We start from the raw sequence: 16,473 nt of genomic DNA on the forward strand, positions 1-16,473 counted from the left end.
TAAAACAACAAGATTTAGTGAGAAATAATTATTATGTGATTAATGAAGAGCTTGTAGAAAACTACAGGCTCTTTTTCTTTGGTTGTGTTGATAAATTTAAGTCGTAAGTGTTTCTATGCTTGTTTTTTATATCGGGTTTCTATGGCTAAAATCTATGTTTTTTAACATTTGAAAGGATCAGAATTAATTGAGAGTTAAGCCTTGTTTAGCGCTTAGCTATAAATATCCACAGCGGAAACATAAAACCAGAATGGAAACAAGTACTTCGATTTTATATAAAGAACGGTGTGATTATTATATATGCTTCTGAAGTTTTAATTATTTGCAAGTCTTAAATGTTTGCTGAAAAATAAAATGACGTGAGTGTGTTTAACTATAAAGATAACAAAAGCAAGTATAAATCCTTTTATTCCGTATATAAAAAGTATATAATATCCATAACTATTGGATAAATATTTAATCTACTTTTTTGTCTTTTGACTAAAGAAAAAAATTTATTTGCTGGCGTAATATCAATTCGAACTTTGTCTATCGCTATAAACGAAATAATTGTGATAGAATAAAATGATAGGTCAAATCTATTATGACGGTAAAATGCATCAAAGTACGTTAAGTTAAATGATGCAGGAATGCAGTGCTTGTTATTTGTTATAAAATCTCATAGGAGTAAGCAAATGGAATCAGATTACGGTAAGTTTGAGGCAGTGTGCCGGATTCTTGAAGAAAATAGTTTTGATAAGTCGAAGCTGATAGCTATTCTTCAGTCGGTTCAGGAAGAATACAGGTATTTGCCGGAAGACATTTTAGATTTTATAGCGTCATCACTGAAAATTTCTCCCGCAAGAGTTTACGGGGTCGCAACGTTTTTTGCGCATTTTACTTTAAAACCTAAAGGTAAACATATCATAAAAGTTTGTGATGGAATAGCCTGCCACGTAAAAAAATCCGATCGTCTTATAGATGCGGTAAAAAATAGGCTTGGGTTAAAAGAACTCGAATACTCTACAAAAGATATGCTTTTTACAATTGAAACGGTTTCGTGCCTTGGGGCATGTGGTCTTGCCCCTGTTTTTCTTATGGACGAAGAGGTTCACGGACAGATGACTTCCGATAGAGTTGTTAAACTGATTGATAAAGTAATGAGTCAAGAGGAGGTAAAATAGTGGTAGATTTAGATGAAATAGCCCAGTCAGTTCAAAAAGCCGGAAAAAATATAACTAAAAGGATTATTATCTGCGCAGGCACAGGTTGCGTTGCAAATGGCTCCATTAAAGTTTTTGAAAGTTTTTTAAATGCTGCGAAAGAACTGGGAATGGATGTACACATCGAATTGAGAGAAGAAAATAGTGGAACATTTTTGTCTAAAAGTGGTTGTCAGGGATTTTGCCAGAAAGGTCCACTTGTAAATATTTTGCCTGCCGGGATACTTTATATAAGAGTTAAAGTTAGCGATGTAAAAGAAATTTTAGAGAAAAGCATAAAAAATGAAGAGCTTATAGATAGGCTTTGTTATACTGATAATGGGAAAGTATGCAGAGGGCAAGATGAAATTCCTTTCTATAAGAAACAGCACAGAATGGTTATTAAACAATGCGGCATTATGGATCCCGAGAATATTAAAGAATATATTTCTATTGGAGGGTACAGAGCTGCAAAAAAAGCTTGTGCGGAGATGACCGATAAGGAAATATGCGATGTGGTTTTAGAATCAGGTTTTAGGGGACGCGGCGGCGGAGGATTTCCTGTCGGTAAAAAATGGAGTTTAGCCAGAAGTCAATCTGCTTCAAAAAAGTATATTATTTGTAACGGCGACGAAGGTGATCCGGGTGCATTTATGGACAGAAGTGTTATGGAAGGAAATCCGCACGGCGTTATAGAAGGTTTGATAATCGCGGCAAAAGCAACTGGCGCCGATGAGGGATACGTGTATGTGAGAACAGAATACGCTCTTGCTGTTAAGAGAATGAAAAAAGCGGTAAAAGATGCTACAGATATTAAAGTTTTGGGAAAAAACATTTTTGGATCAAACCATAATTTTACGCTTCACGTTATGGAAGGAGCCGGTGCTTTTGTATGCGGCGAGGAAATTGCGCTGATAGCTTCGGTCGAAGGAAAAAGGGGAATGCCTTTGCCGAAACCTCCTTTTCCCGCACAGAGTGGATTATGGGGAAAACCTACTACGATAAATAATGTTGAAACTCTTGCGGCTATTCCCATGATAATAAATTATGGCGCAGACGTTTTCAGAAAGATAGGAACTGCGTCTTCCCCTGGGACAAAAACGTTTGCGTTAACCGGACACGTCTTGAATACGGGACTTATTGAAGTTCCTTTGGGGTCAACTTTAAGGCAGATAATATTTGACATTTCAGGCGGGGTTACAGATGAAAAAGGACATGTCAAAGACAGTAACTTTAAAGCCGTACAGATAGGCGGACCTTCAGGCGGTTGTTTGACTGAAAGGCACCTTGATCTTTCGTTGGATTTTGACTCTTTAAAAAGAGTCGGTGCTATGGTAGGTTCAGGCGGACTTGTGGTAATGAATAAAAGTACTTGTATGGTAAATATTGCAAGGTTTTTTATGCAGTTTACGCAAAATGAATCTTGTGGAAAATGTGTTTTATGCCGCGAGGGAACGAAACAAATGCTTTTAATGCTCAACGATATTACCGAGGGTAAAGCGGACGAAAATACTATTCCGCTTTTGGAAAAACTTGCTAAAGCAGTTCAAATAGGTTCTCTATGCGGGCTTGGGAAAACTGCTCCTAATCCGGTTTTGTCGACGTTAAAATATTTTAAAGATGAGTACGATGCTCATGTTAAAGAAAAAAGATGCCCCGCGGGTGAATGCGCAAATCTTATAAGCTATAGGATAACTGACAAATGCGTCGGCTGTACGGTTTGCTCAATGAAATGTCCTGTAAAGGCTATAAGCGGCGAACGCGGGCAGAAGCATAAAATTGATGTTATAAAATGCGTAAAATGTGGTATTTGTATGCAGTCATGCAAACTTAATGCAATAGAGAAAGCTTAAACATTAAACATATATATTATCGTGTTTGCGTTGTATAACAAATGTTAGATTAATTTGTTATACAGATTAGGAGGTTTGGGTTGATGGAAAAGTATTTGACGATAAATGGCAGAAAAGTTTTATTTAATGGTGAAAAAAATCTTTTGGAAGTTATAAGGAAAGAAAATATAGAGTTGCCGACATTTTGTTATCATTCGGAACTCAGCGTTTACGGTTCGTGTAGACTTTGTATGATAGAAATTGAAGGCAGAGGAATACTTCCTGCTTGTTCTACTCCACCTGAGAACGGAATGGTGATTAAGACAAACACTGAGCAGATAATAGAATTGAGAAAAATTATAATGGAGCTTTTTCTTGCAAATCACGATGGAGAATGCACTACGTGTGGAAAAAGTGAAACCTGTCAGCTTCAGACATTGGCGAGAAGACTTGGCATTGATGAAATAAGATTTAAAAATGTTATGCACAAAGAACCTAAAGATTTATCTACATATTCTTTAGTAAGAGAGTCTGGTAAATGTATTCTTTGCGGTGACTGCGTAAGATTTTGTGATGAAATACAGAGTGTAGGGGCGATAGGTTTTGCAAATCGCGGTCAAAAATTCGTGATTTGTCCGAGTTTTGGAAATGATTTAGAGTCGTCGGGGTGTGTTTACTGCGGACAATGTGCAAGAGTGTGTCCTACAGGTGCAATTATGCCTAAATCTGAAATAAGCTATGTGTGGAAAGCTTTAAGCGATTCAAAGAAAAAAGTTATAGTTGCAATAGCTCCTGCGGTGCGTGCGGCAATCGGAGAAGTATTTGGACTTGCCGGCGGCAATGGAACCGAGATAGCTGGAAAGATTGTGGCGGCTTTGCGTTCTATGGGCTTTGCAAGAGTTTTTGATGTTTCGTTTGCCGCGGATATGACAATAGTTGAAGAAGCAAACGAGTTCGCTGAACGTCTGAAAAACAATACGAATATGCCGCAGTTTACATCGTGTTGTCCTGCATGGGTGAAATTTATAGAACAATATTATCCTGATTTTATTTCAAATCTTTCAAGTTGCCGTTCTCCGCAGGCAATGTATGGCTCTGTCGCAAAAAGGATTATGCCTGGGATACTTAAGATTCCGAAAGAGGATTTAATTGTGGTTTCAATAATGCCTTGTACGGCAAAAAAGTTTGAAGCGAGAAGACCTGAACTTTCAAAAAACGGTATTCTAGATATTGATTATGTTTTAACGACGCAAGAACTTGCAAGAATGGTCGAAGAGGCGGGACTACGCTTTGGCGAGCTTGAACCGTCGGCATTTGATATGCCTTTGGGTTTCAAAACTGGCGGAGGGATAATATTTGGTAATTCTGGCGGCGTAACTGAAGCTGTTTTGAGAAGCGTCGTAAATAATAATTCATATGGGACAAGCGAAACTGAGCAGTTCAATTTTGTACGCGGTGAAGACGGCTTAAGAGAAATGAAAGTCAATCTTGGTGACAGGAAACTTAGAATTGCCGTCGTCTATGGATTAAAAAATGCAAGGAAAATTTTAAGAGATATTAAAGCTGATAAATCGAGATACGATTTTGTAGAAGTTATGGCATGTCCGGGCGGATGCATAGGCGGAGCGGGACAGCCTGTTTATAAAGATTTATCGGTAAGAAAGACAAGAACTGAAGTTTTATATAAAAGCGACAAAACTATGGAACTCCACCGACCTCAAGATAATCCGTACGTTCAAAAGATATATGAGGATTATCTCGGAGAACCGGGAAGCTGTGCGGCTCATGAATATTTACATACCGAATATAAATATAAAAAGAGATTTAAAGAAACATTTGAAATTCACAAACCCGCAAAAGAAAACAGTATTAAAGTTAGCGTGTGTTTTGGAACCGGATGTATGCAAAAAGGTTCAAGAGAGATTTTAAAGCATATTGTCGATTTTATAAAGAATGGCGAATGTAAAGATCACGTAGGCATAGAAGTTTCTATCTGTTTGGAAAGATGTTTCAAGGGACCGGTCGTAAAAGTTGCAGACCAGATACTTGAATACTGTACGACTAAAAGGGCAGAAGAAGCAATACATGAAGAGCTGAAAAAACGATTGAATATGTAATGTATATTATATGAGCAGAATTATGGGAGTCGATTATGGTTTAAAGCGAATAGGAATTGCGATGACAGACTTTCTGCGTATTACTGCTAGTCCTTTTTGCACTGTTGAAAGCGTGTCTTTAAAAAAAAATGCTTTGGAAATTGTAGAAATTGCAGAAAGTAATGATGTATCCACAATTGTTTTGGGACTGCCGATAAATATGAATGGTACTGAAGGTTCAATGGCTGAAGTCGTCCGTAAGTTTGTTAGGGAGATTAAATTTCTTTCAGGTGTTGAGGTGACGACAGTTGACGAAAGGCTTACGACAGTACAGGCTGAAAGAATGCTTATAGATAGCGCTGGCGTTTCCAGAGAAAAACGTAAAGGTCTCAAAGATAAAATTGCTGCAGCGCTGATTTTGCAGACATATTTAGATATGCAAGCGGCAAAGTAGAAAAAGGGTGCAGGTTAGTAAAGTTAGCGTTCAGTTTGGCGATGGCGGTTTTAACTGCGTCACAATGCGATATGCCTTGCTGTGGATGCTGGTTTTAATTGTTTGGAGAGATATTTTATTTTGAGTATGGATTTCTCATAAGATTATACAGCATACTGTTGCGGCGCTTATTTCTAGACGACAGAGTTGTAGCGGCAATCCTGTCGTTTTTTTGTCAAAAAATATGTTTGTTTTTTTATCCGTCATTGTAAAAAATGGTTGTCTTTTGCTGCCATATCGTTTCCGAAAACTGCACTCAGAGAAAAAGTCTGCATTAATAGCTGCTGTTAACAGCTAAAATGAATATTTAAAAAGCGGTAAAGAAGGACTTTAAGAAGCGGTGATTAAAAAAGTAGCGGTTATTTTATTGATAGCTATAATGTATTTTCTTATTCCTATCTGCATGCGTTTTTTTGCCTCCGGCGATAAAGTTTTAATAAGAGTGCAAAGCGGTGACAGCGCTTCGGCGACGGCGGCGCGCTTGAAAAAAAATAAGCTTATATACTCTGAAAAGTTATTTTTGTGTTTGGTTAAACTTACAAAGACACAAAATAAGCTTAAATCCGGTGTTTATAGTTTTTCCAAGAACGATGGTATGTTTAAGATACTGAGAAGCTTAAAGAACGGTTCGGGAAACCTCTTGCGCTTTACAGTGCCTGAAGGAAAAAATATAAATCAGACAGCAGAAATTATTTCAAGAACGATAAATATTGATAAAGAAAAATTCGTTAAAATTGCGGCAGACAGGAATATAGAAGGCTATCTTATGCCTGAAACATATTTTGTAGATCATGGAATAAGCGAAGAGCAGCTGATTGAAATGATGTATAGCGAATTTAATAAAAAAATTACACCGGATATGTATAAAAGGGCTAAAGAGATTAATGTTCCGTTTAAAGATATAGTTATAATAGCGTCGATTGTTGAAAAAGAAGCCGCTAAACGGGAAGAAAGGGCAATGATAGCTGCGGTTTTTTATAATAGATTAAAAAATAATATGAAATTGCAATCGTGCGTTACTGTTTTATATGCTATGGGTATAAATAAAGCGAAGCTGAATTTTGAAGATATAAAATTTGATTCGTCATATAATACTTATAAGCATTTAGGACTCCCTCCGGGTCCTATATGTAGCCCAGGGATAGAGTCGATAAAGGCGGTTTTATATCCTGCGGACACGACGAGTATGTTTTTTGTTTCAGCTGGCGATGGCAGTCATTTATTTGCAGATAATTTGTGTGATCATAACAAAAATAAGCAAGCTATAGATAAGAAAAGGAACTAGCGGAAAGCATAATAACAAAAATGAGTTTAACCGCTTTGGCTGTAGATACATGCTTATCGTTATACAGTCTTATAACAAAAAATCCTTCAGTGATTTCTCGCATTTGGTATGCTCAGTATATTCTTGAGACTATCCGAGTATTTGCGTATCCTCATATTTGGGAAGCGTTCTCTTTTGATTTTTATTTTATAAAAGGTGCAATATGGAAATGAAAAAAATTATATGTATATGTATATGTATATGTATATGTATATGCCTGATGTCTGGCTGTGGTAAGCCGCTTAGGCATGGAAGACTTGCGAATGCTGTTGTTGAGGATAAAGGAAGCGAAGGCGTTTCAACGCATTCGCTGACGTCAGATACTTCAAATGCTTCCGCTTCTAAACCTTCAAACACTCCCGCTCCAACACCTGAGCCGAGTAAGTCTGCTCAGCCGTCTGATAGTGCTGATACAGGTAGCTCAGTTGGGAAATATGTCGGTTATGCTGTTGCTGTTATTTTTCTTATTGTTGGCTGTTATGATGTGTTTAGATATTTCAAGCCTAAAGAAATTATTATTCCTGCGCCTAAGATTGCAGGTTATGTCCCTTCTAATCCTACCCAAGTTGACCATGGCAAATACCGAGATTGTTATCTTTATTGGAAGGATACCATTTCTTATACTTGGTATTTTGCTAAAAGGGAAACTACACGTTATTACTTTCTTGACTTTTTATCGTATAAGGAAATTGATAGTAAAATACCTGTTTATCAATTGTGTGATACTTTGAATCATTCTCATCTTTTTGATTCGTATGTTTACGAGCTTGCACCTGACCAATAGGAGCCTAGAATGCCCGAAAACGTTGAGAGCGTTACAGAAGACATTTTAAAAGTGCAATATAAAAATGAAAAAAATAATATCTGTATGCTTATGTATATGCCTGATGTCTGGCTGTGATAAGTTGCTTAGTCATGGAAGACCTGCGAATGCTGTTGTTGAGGATAAAGGAAGCGAAGGCGTCTCAACGCATTCGCTGACGTCAGATACTTCAAATGCTTCTGCTTCAACACCTGAGGCTCAGCCTGCGTCTGATAGTGCTGTGTCTTCCTCTTGGATTTCTTGGCATGGATATGTTCCTACAATTAACGTAAATAATTCAGTTTTATATTGGACTTTGAATGCTGTCGGTTATGCTTTTGCTTTTATTGCTCTTATTGTTGGCGGTTATGATGTGTTTAGATATTTCAAACCTGAAAGAAGAGCAATATTTTGTCCTTGTGCAGGTCTTGTCTCTCTTTCTCGTGACCAAATTAATGATGGTGGAGTTTATAAATATTGTGGGCTTGCTTGGGATATGGATAGTTCTTATACTTGGTATTTTGCTAAAAGGACAACTACACGCTATTTTTATGTTGATGAAGAGGGGAATAATATTGATAGTAAAATACCTGTTTATAAATTGCAGGGTGAGCTTTCTGTATATGTTTACAAGCCTGCACCTAGCAAATAGGAGCCTAGAATGCCCGAAAACGTTGAGAGCGTTACAGAAGACATTTTAAAGGAAACACGCAACATCTACATTATTACGTTTGTAGTTAGCTTAGCTTGATTAAATGTTTGTTGTAAAATGATGATAGGTTTCGAATTAAGTTCTAAATGACAGAATAGGAAGAATAATGAAACGAAGAAGAGTTTATTTGGATAACAGTGCTACAACCGTTGTCTATCCTGAAGTTATAAAAGAAATGCAGTCATATTTTTCTGATACTTATGGGAATGCTTCAAGTCTTCATTATTTCGGAAGACAAGCAAAAATAGCGCTTGATAACGCAAGAAAGAAGACAGCGGCACTATTAAACGCCAGCTCTGAAGAAATATTTTTTACCGGATGTGGCACTGAGTCTGACAATATCGCTATATTTGGCATATTAAATGCTCATAAAAAAAAAGGACACGTAATTACGAGCAGAATTGAACATCATGCCGTTTTATATTCATGTAAGCATCTTGAAGACAACGGATATGAAGTAACTTACCTCGATGTTGATAAAGACGGAATTGTTTCTGTTGAAGATTTGAAAGAAGCCGTAAAAGACGATACTATTCTTGTGACGATAATGCATGCAAATAATGAAGTCGGTTCGATTCAGCCTATAGAAGAGATTGCGTTAGAATTAAAAAAAATCAACGCAAAACGAAAAAATAAAATTTATTTTCATACGGATGCCGTGCAGACTGCGGGTAAGCTTCATTTGGATGTTGAAAAACTTGGAATTGATTTACTTGCAATATCGGCGCATAAATTCAACGGTCCTAAGGGCGTTGGCGCTCTTTATGTTAAAAAGGGAACAAATATATCGCCTATAACTTTCGGCGGACATCATGAAAACGGACTTCGTTCTGGGACTGAAAATATTTCGTCTATCTCGGGATTTGCAAAAGCGTTTGAGATTTCAAGTTCTAAAATTGAAGAATGCAATAAGCGTATTCTTGATTTAAGGGAAAAACTTAAAGCTGGTATTCTTAGTACTATTCCTGAGGTAATAATTAATGGAAGTGGAAGCAAAGCCGTTTCTAATATTTTGAATGTGAGCTTTAATTATATAGAAGGTGAAGCTTTGCTTCTTATGCTTGATATGAAAGGCATAGCTGTTTCTACGGGTTCGGCGTGCGCTACGGGTTCGGCGGAACCGTCGCATGTCTTATCTGCAATGGGTGTTAATCCCGTTGCTTCGCAGGGCGCGATTCGTTTTTCCGTCGGATGTTATAACACGGGAGAGGATGTTGATTACGTACTTGAAGTTTTACCAAAAGCTGTAAATAGTCTGCGTTCAATGTCTCCCGTCTGGAATCAAAAAAACGCTTGAGAATAAACAATAAAGCAAGTAGAGTATAAAATCATATTATATACCTTTATGTCAGTCCGTAAATACACAGTTCTTTTTTGATAATTTTCTCAATCAGTCCTATGTAAAGAATACTGCCTGCCGCAAGACAGTGGAATTTTATAAATAAATTATAGCAGCGTAAGTGTATTATTTGTATTAACGGGCATTAAATGGTATTGGAGGGGAGAAATGTATATTAATTTTGCATCAGACTGGCCGGTATATCTGTTTATGGGAGTGTTTGTTGTTTTTTTTGCATATATTGTTGTCAAAGGAAATTCTAAAAAAGATGGCGATGCGTAATTTTACGGAGGATTAATTGTATGGCTGATAAGTTTTCTTTTGATATTGTTTCTGAAGTGAATATGATGGAAGTGGATAATGCCGTTAATCAAGCGCGGAAAGAACTTGCAAACAGGTTTGATTTTAAGGGCAGTAAATCGTCAATAGAATTAAATAAAAATGATAAAAAAATAATTTTAGTTGCAGACGACGAATATAAAATGAAAGCTTTGAAAGATATTTTGGAAGGGCGTTTTGCAAAAAGAGGCGTTTCAATAAAATCTTTGGACTATAAAGCACAGGAGAATGCTTTTGAAGGATACATAAGGCAAACAGTTGAAATTATTTCTGGTATTCCGTCTGATAAAGCAAAAGAACTTTCAAAACTGATAAAGGATTCAAAAATAAAAGTCCAGACTCAGATAGACGGCACGAAAGTAAAAGTAATTTCTCCCCAAAAAGATGACTTGCAGCGTGTGATGTCTTATTTAAAGCAGGTATCTTTTTCGCTGCCTTTGCAGTTTACTAATTATAGATGAAGCGGTAAATTGGACAGAGCGCAAAAAGAAATTTAATCTTTGCAAAAATACTCAAATCCATGTCTTTGAAAAATAAAATTATTGATGTCAAAGCTGAAAAAATTGTTTTCCCGGGTCGTTCCCTTTGTAGGTGTTCAGATGGAACTGTTCTGTTTACCGAAGGATTACTTCCCGGCGAGATCGCGAATGTCCTTGTGACGAAGGATAAAAAAACATTCAGAGAAGGTCTGCTTAAAAGTATCACTTCTGAATCTGTTGAAAGGATAAAGCCTTTGTGTTCGTCTTTTGGTTTTTGCGGCGGATGTTCTTTTCAAAATGTTTCTTATGAAAATCAGATTAAGTATAAACAGAAATATATATCGGAACTTTTAAGTTTTACCGGGACGGCAGTTTCAAAAATATTGTCAGCTTCTTCGATTTGGTATTACAGAAATAAAGTGGAATTCAGTTTTTTTAATAATAAAGGTGTTACAGATTTGGGATTTCATTGTAAAGGGAGTTTCGACAGATATGTTTCGGTCCCGCCCTGTTTTATATCGGATAAAGATTTTTTGCAAGTCGCAGAAACCGTAAAACGATTTGCGAACGAAAACAATCTTACGGCGTATAACAATAAGACTCATGAAGGATTTTTTAGACATTTGGTTTTGCGTAAAGCAAAAAATAACAATCAGCTTCTTATCAACATAGTTACGAATAACGTTGAGTATGAACCAGCGTTTTGGGAGATTCTTGTGAAGGAACTCGGCGGATTCTCCTGCAGTATTTATTGGACGTACAATGGAAGAAAATCTGATGCAGTTTTGGCTGATAAAGTAACCCTTATTTACGGGGAGCCGTTTATTACTGAGAAGCTTAATATAGGGGGGAAAGATTATTTTTTTAATATTTCGCCGTTTTCGTTTTTTCAGACGAACTCAAAAGGAACTGAAATTCTCTACAACGAAGTTTTAAGATTGTTAAATCAGTCGGAGAACGATATTTTGCTTGATTTATACTGCGGTACCGGAACAATAGGTGTTTCAATGGCTGGTAATGTCAAAAAGGTTATAGGTATAGAACAGGTTGCGCAGGCAGTTGACGATGCAAAAGAAAATGCTTTGGCGAATAATGTTTTTAATGCGGGGTTTTATGCTTCAACTGTAGAAGACTGGGTTAAAGAAAATAAGATACCTTCTGACGCTGTGGTTGTCGATCCGCCGCGCAGCGGTCTTACTAAAGATGTTATAAGGTTTCTGCTTGAGTCAAAATCGAGAAAAATAGTTTACGTTTCTTGCAATCCATCCACACTAGCAAGAGATCTGCAATTAATTGTTGAAAACGGCAAGTATAAAGTCAAAGAAATTACGCCTGTTGATATGTTTCCGCAGACATATCATATTGAAATAGTAGTATTGTTAGAATTATAAGCAGATAAAATAAGCCGACAAAAATTTGATTATAAAAGCGGCGAAGTTATTATTTGTTTTTTTACGTTTATTTTTGTATGGATTCTGCTTACTGTAAACTGTTAAGTATAAATTATTTATCCGGATACAGTTGTTAAAATAACAGAGACTCAAAGACTGTGCTTATGCAAATTAAGAAGAGTTAATCAAACATATGATATTGTTTCCTAAACTTAATTTGAAGTTGTTATAATTAGCTGTTGGCGACAATTTTTTGATTAAATCGGGAGAGATTTCCCTATCTTTTCTCTCTTCTCTTAAAACAGCCTTGCTTTGTGCGGTTGCATAAATTGAAGGAAAAATCTCCCTGTTTTTTCTTGCTTTCTTTGAATGCTGAAAGCGGAAACATTAAAAAATCTTCTTATTTTTTCTTTTCTTGAGTAATCACGCTTTGTATAATCGCATAACTTGAATGAACAGTCTTCTTATTTTCTCTATTCCCTAGCGAATACTGATAGGATAAGCGTTAAAGTCTAGAGGTCGCGAAGACAATTATAGATTTCAAAATAAAACCCTTGAAATATTTTAAAATATGCTGGAAGATAGAGTATTTTTTAGATTGCGGGGTAAGTTTATTTTTGTTATAATCCAATTCTTGAATTGCAAATTGTCTCCGTAGCTCAACTGGATAGAGCAACTGCCTTCTAAGCAGTAGGTTGCGTGTTCAACTCACGCCGGAGACGTTCTTCTTTGGTGGTTGTAGCTCAACTGGTTAGAGCGTCGGTTTGTGGAGCCGAAGGTTGCGGGTTCAAGTCCCGTCAGCCACCCATTGCCCTATTATAACGTTAGTTAAATGACATTCTAGCGAAGTGTGACGCTTCTTTTGTCTATAAAAAAATGTAAAATAATATAGGCAAAATAGATTTGTGCATAATTGTAATGAAGCATAGGCAAGATGATAGCGAAAGAAGTAATTTTGGATTAGAACAATCTGAGGATAAAGAACTTGATAAATGAGTTAAAATATGCGTAATGCCAAAACAACTGCCGATACTTGCCTTAACAACGTAGTCCCCGCCGTAAATAACAAAAAAGAACAAGAACGCCAAGCCTTACACGCAACTATTTGGAAGATTGCTAATGACCTGCGCGGTTCGGTAGACGGCTGGGATTTTAAGCAATATGTTTTAGGATTATTATTTTACCGGTTTATCTCGGAAAATCTTTCGTCTTATATAAACGAAAAACAACAGAAAGCTGATAAAAAAGATTTTAATTATGCCGAACTTGCCGATGAAGAAGCAGAAAATGCACGAAAAGTGATGGTTGATGAAAAAGGTTTTTTTATTTTGCCTTCACAGCTTTTTGAAAATGTCTGCCGAAAAGCCAAAAATGACGATAATTTAAATGAAACTCTTAAAAATGTCTTTGAAAACATAGAAAGTTCTGCTCAAGGTGCGGACAGTGAAAGCAACCTTAAAGGTTTGTTTGACGATGTTGACGTAAACAGCAATAAGCTTGGCAGCACGGTTGTAAAGCGCAACGAGCTTCTTGTAAAACTGCTTGACGCTATCGGCGGTTTAAAGCTCGGCGATTATGCCGATAATGCTATTGACCTCTTCGGCGACGCATATGAGTATTTAATGACTATGTATGCGGCAAACGCCGGCAAATCTGGAGGCGAATTTTTTACTCCGCAGGAAGTCAGCGAACTTTTGGCGCGTATTGCCGTTTCAGGCAAAACGGAAGTCAACAAGGTTTATGACCCTGCCTGCGGTAGCGGTTCTTTACTCTTAAAATTTGCCAAAATACTCGGTAAGGAAAATGTCCGCAATGGCTTTTTTGGGCAAGAAACAAACATAACCACCTATAACCTTTGTCGTATAAATATGTTTTTGCACGATATAAACTTTGAAAAATTTGATATAGCGCACGGCGATACGCTAAAAGATCCTAAACACTGGGACGATGAACCGTTTGAGGCAATCGTTACGAACCCGCCTTATTCTGTTAAATGGGACGGCGACGCTAATCAGCTTTTAATTAATGACGAACGTTTTACGCCCGCAGGAATTTTAGCCCCAAAATCCAAAGCAGACCTAGCTTTTGTTATGCACTGTCTTGCTTGGCTTTCCACAAACGGCACTGCGGCAATAGTTTCATTTCCGGGCGTCTTATATAGAGGCGGAGCGGAGCAGAAAATCCGCAGGTATTTAATTGATAATAATTTTGTAGATACGGTTATTCAGCTGCCGCCGGACTTGTTTTTTGGCACGGGCATAGCAACAAGCGTGATAGTGCTTAAAAAGAATAAGAGAGAGAATAAAACGCTTTTTATAGATGCTTCTGCCGAATTTTCACGCATTACCAACAAGAATAAACTTTCCAATAATAACATTGATAAAATACTAAAATCTTTCCAAGAGCGCAAAGACATAGCGCATTTTGCCAAACTTATACCAAATGCCAATATTGTCGGAAATGGTTATAACCTTGCGGTAAGTTCGTATGTGGAGCAGGAGGACAAGCGGGAAGTTGTGGACATTAAAAAGCTGAATGTAGAAATTTCACAAGTAGTGGCAAGGCAAGCGCGGCTGCGAACGGAAATAGATAAAATAATTTCAGAAATAGAAAGTTGAAAATATGGGTCAAATTGACGGACTCAGCAAAAAAAAGGCGTATCAATTATTTGGCAGCGGCGATATTAGCAGCATTGAAGTCGGAACGATAAAAGGATTGCGCCAAATTCATAAATGTTTGTTTGAAGGACTTTATGATTTTGCCGGTATAATCCGCAATCAGAACATATCAAAAGACGGGTTTAGATTTGCAAGCAGTTTGTATTTGAACGAAAGTCTTGCAAAAATTGAAGCAATGCCGGAAACTACTTTTAAAGAAATTATAAAAAAATACGTTGAGCTAAACATCGCCCACCCTTTTATGGAAGGCAACGGCAGAAGCGGCAGGCTTTGGTTGGACTTAACTTTGAAAAAGAATTTAAAGGTTTGTGTTGATTGGCAAAAAGTTGATAAAATCGCTTATTTGCAGGCTATGGAAAGGAGTCCGATAAACGATTTGGAAGTAAAAACTCTTCTGAAAAAAGCTCTGACTGATAAGATTGGCGATTGTGAGATATTTATCAAAGGCATTGAGCAATCATACTGCTACGAAGAAGTCGAAAACTATAAAGAAAATATAGTTAAAGGTAAGAATGACTAAATTTGCTGCCATCGCGAGGAATTTATGACAAAGCAGTCCAGTCGGTTAGGTAATTTAATTAAAAAATATTGCCCCAACGGCGTGAAATTTAAGGAACTTTACAAACTAACAATTTGGGATAAGAGATTCGATGGTGTTGAAAAAGAAAAGCAACCAAATGTTCGCTCGTTTAAACACATATCGGCGGCAGAGTTAAAATCATTGTATATAAAAGGGAGCTGTAATGTGCAAAATAATGTCAGATTATTGTCAACGGGACAATTTGATGGTTATACAGCACAGGAACTGGTAGGCGATAACTTGAATAATGACGAAGTTATTGCAATACCATCTGGCGGTTCAGCGAATTTGAAATATTGTAAAGGCAAATTTGTTGATAGCGGAAATATTTTAGCAGTTGCCAGAGATGAAAATGTTCGTTTGAAATATGTTTATTATTTTTTGTTAGATAAAAATAGATTGATTGAAAGTTACTTTAGAGGTTCGGGATTGAAGCACCCGAGTATGCGTGAGATTTTGGAAATTAAAATTCCTGTCCCGGCGATTGAGGTACAAGAAGAAATCGTGCGAATATTAGACACTTTTACTCAGCTTGAGTCGGAGCTTGAGTCGGAGCTTGAGTTGAGAACAAAACAATATGAATATTACCGCAATAGTTTACTCTCATTTGAAAGCGACAAGACAAGACAAGTAAAATGGGCAATATTAGGGGAGATAGGCAAGGTTTCAATGTGTAAAAGAATTATGAAAAATCAAACTTCTTCTGTTGGGGATATACCATTTTATAAAATTGGAACTTTTGGTAAAAAAGCAGATGCTTATATTAAAAAAGAAGTTTATGAAGAATATAAAAACAAATACTCCTTTCCGAAGCTGGGTGATATTCTTTTGTCAGCTTCTGGTACGATTGGAAGAAGGGTTATATATGACGGCAAACCTGCTTATTTCCAGGATAGTAATATAGTTTGGATTGATAATGATGAAAGTAAAATAATGAATAAGTTTTTATATTATCTTTATGAAACTATTACTTGGCAAACAGAAGGTGGCACAATTAAAAGACTTTATAATGCCAATGTGGAAAAAACGAAAATCCCAATACCGCCTATGTCAGAGCAAAAAAGAATAGTGGGTGTTTTGGATAGGTTTGACAGCTTAGTTAATGATATTTCAGTTGGTTTGCCTGCGGAGCTTTCCGCGAGGCGCAAGCAATATGAGTATTACAGAAATAAACTTTTAGCCTTTAAAGAAGTGGACTGCCGCGAAGCGGCCAACCGACTCTTGTAG

The 16,473-nt window shown here is 36.9% G+C and carries 13 protein-coding genes and 2 tRNA genes; all 15 read left to right on the forward strand.

Going from position 1 to position 16,473, the window contains the following annotated elements; translation table 11 throughout:
- Positions 1-674: 674 nt before the first annotated feature.
- The 15 genes from LE179_RS00510 to LE179_RS00580 all read left to right on the forward strand — a co-directional run bounded on the left by LE179_RS00510 (position 675) and on the right by LE179_RS00580 (position 16,473).
- The gene (locus LE179_RS00510) at positions 675-1,163 is read left to right on the forward strand and encodes an NAD(P)H-dependent oxidoreductase subunit E (protein WP_374128419.1); all 489 of its coding nucleotides are present in this window, start codon (positions 675-677) and stop codon (positions 1,161-1,163) included.
- A complete protein-coding gene (locus LE179_RS00515; RefSeq protein WP_374128420.1) occupies positions 1,163-3,034 on the forward strand; it encodes an NADH-ubiquinone oxidoreductase-F iron-sulfur binding region domain-containing protein in 1,872 nt (623 codons plus the stop codon). The genes LE179_RS00510 and LE179_RS00515 overlap by 1 nt, the downstream gene beginning before the upstream one ends.
- 83 nt (positions 3,035-3,117) lie before the next feature.
- On the forward strand, positions 3,118-5,130 hold the full coding sequence (locus LE179_RS00520) for a [FeFe] hydrogenase, group A (RefSeq protein ID WP_374128421.1): 2,013 nt from the start codon (positions 3,118-3,120) through the stop codon (positions 5,128-5,130).
- A gap of 10 nt (positions 5,131-5,140) precedes the next feature.
- A complete protein-coding gene (gene ruvX / locus LE179_RS00525) occupies positions 5,141-5,563 on the forward strand; it encodes a Holliday junction resolvase RuvX (RefSeq protein WP_374128422.1) in 423 nt (140 codons plus the stop codon).
- Between the two features lie 379 nt (positions 5,564-5,942).
- Positions 5,943-6,887, forward strand: a complete 945-nt coding sequence (gene mltG, locus LE179_RS00530; RefSeq protein ID WP_374128423.1) for an endolytic transglycosylase MltG — start codon at positions 5,943-5,945, stop codon at positions 6,885-6,887.
- Positions 6,888-7,095: 208 nt separating this feature from the next.
- Positions 7,096-7,710, forward strand: a complete 615-nt coding sequence (locus LE179_RS00535) for a hypothetical protein (protein WP_374128424.1) — start codon at positions 7,096-7,098, stop codon at positions 7,708-7,710.
- A 64-nt stretch (positions 7,711-7,774) separates the two neighbouring features.
- Positions 7,775-8,380 carry a hypothetical protein gene (locus tag LE179_RS00540; RefSeq protein WP_374128425.1) on the forward strand — a complete coding sequence of 202 codons (606 nt, stop codon included), beginning with the start codon at positions 7,775-7,777 and terminating at the stop codon, positions 8,378-8,380.
- Positions 8,381-8,546: 166 nt separating this feature from the next.
- On the forward strand, positions 8,547-9,737 hold the full coding sequence (locus tag LE179_RS00545) for a cysteine desulfurase family protein (RefSeq protein WP_374128426.1): 1,191 nt from the start codon (positions 8,547-8,549) through the stop codon (positions 9,735-9,737).
- Positions 9,738-10,081: 344 nt separating this feature from the next.
- Entirely contained in the window at positions 10,082-10,579 is a 498-nt protein-coding gene (locus LE179_RS00550; protein WP_374128427.1) for a YajQ family cyclic di-GMP-binding protein, read from the forward strand.
- Between the two features lie 65 nt (positions 10,580-10,644).
- Positions 10,645-11,988 (forward strand): 23S rRNA (uracil(1939)-C(5))-methyltransferase RlmD, encoded by a 1,344-nt coding sequence (gene rlmD / locus LE179_RS00555; RefSeq protein WP_374128428.1) that lies wholly within the window; start codon positions 10,645-10,647, stop codon positions 11,986-11,988.
- A gap of 648 nt (positions 11,989-12,636) precedes the next feature.
- A tRNA-Arg gene (locus tag LE179_RS00560) sits at positions 12,637-12,710 on the forward strand.
- A gap of 10 nt (positions 12,711-12,720) precedes the next feature.
- Positions 12,721-12,794, forward strand: a tRNA-His gene (locus tag LE179_RS00565).
- Positions 12,795-12,992: 198 nt separating this feature from the next.
- Entirely contained in the window at positions 12,993-14,606 is a 1,614-nt protein-coding gene (locus LE179_RS00570) for a type I restriction-modification system subunit M (RefSeq protein WP_374128429.1), read from the forward strand.
- A 4-nt stretch (positions 14,607-14,610) separates the two neighbouring features.
- Positions 14,611-15,186: a protein adenylyltransferase Fic gene (gene fic / locus LE179_RS00575; RefSeq protein ID WP_374128430.1), complete on the forward strand. Its 576-nt coding sequence runs from the start codon at positions 14,611-14,613 to the stop codon at positions 15,184-15,186.
- 24 nt (positions 15,187-15,210) lie between these two features.
- The gene (locus tag LE179_RS00580; RefSeq protein WP_374128431.1) at positions 15,211-16,473 is read left to right on the forward strand and encodes a restriction endonuclease subunit S; all 1,263 of its coding nucleotides are present in this window, start codon (positions 15,211-15,213) and stop codon (positions 16,471-16,473) included.

The sequence above is a fragment of the Candidatus Endomicrobiellum agilis genome (assembly GCF_020328115.1).
GTDB lineage: Bacteria > Elusimicrobiota > Endomicrobiia > Endomicrobiales > Endomicrobiaceae > Endomicrobiellum > Endomicrobiellum agilis.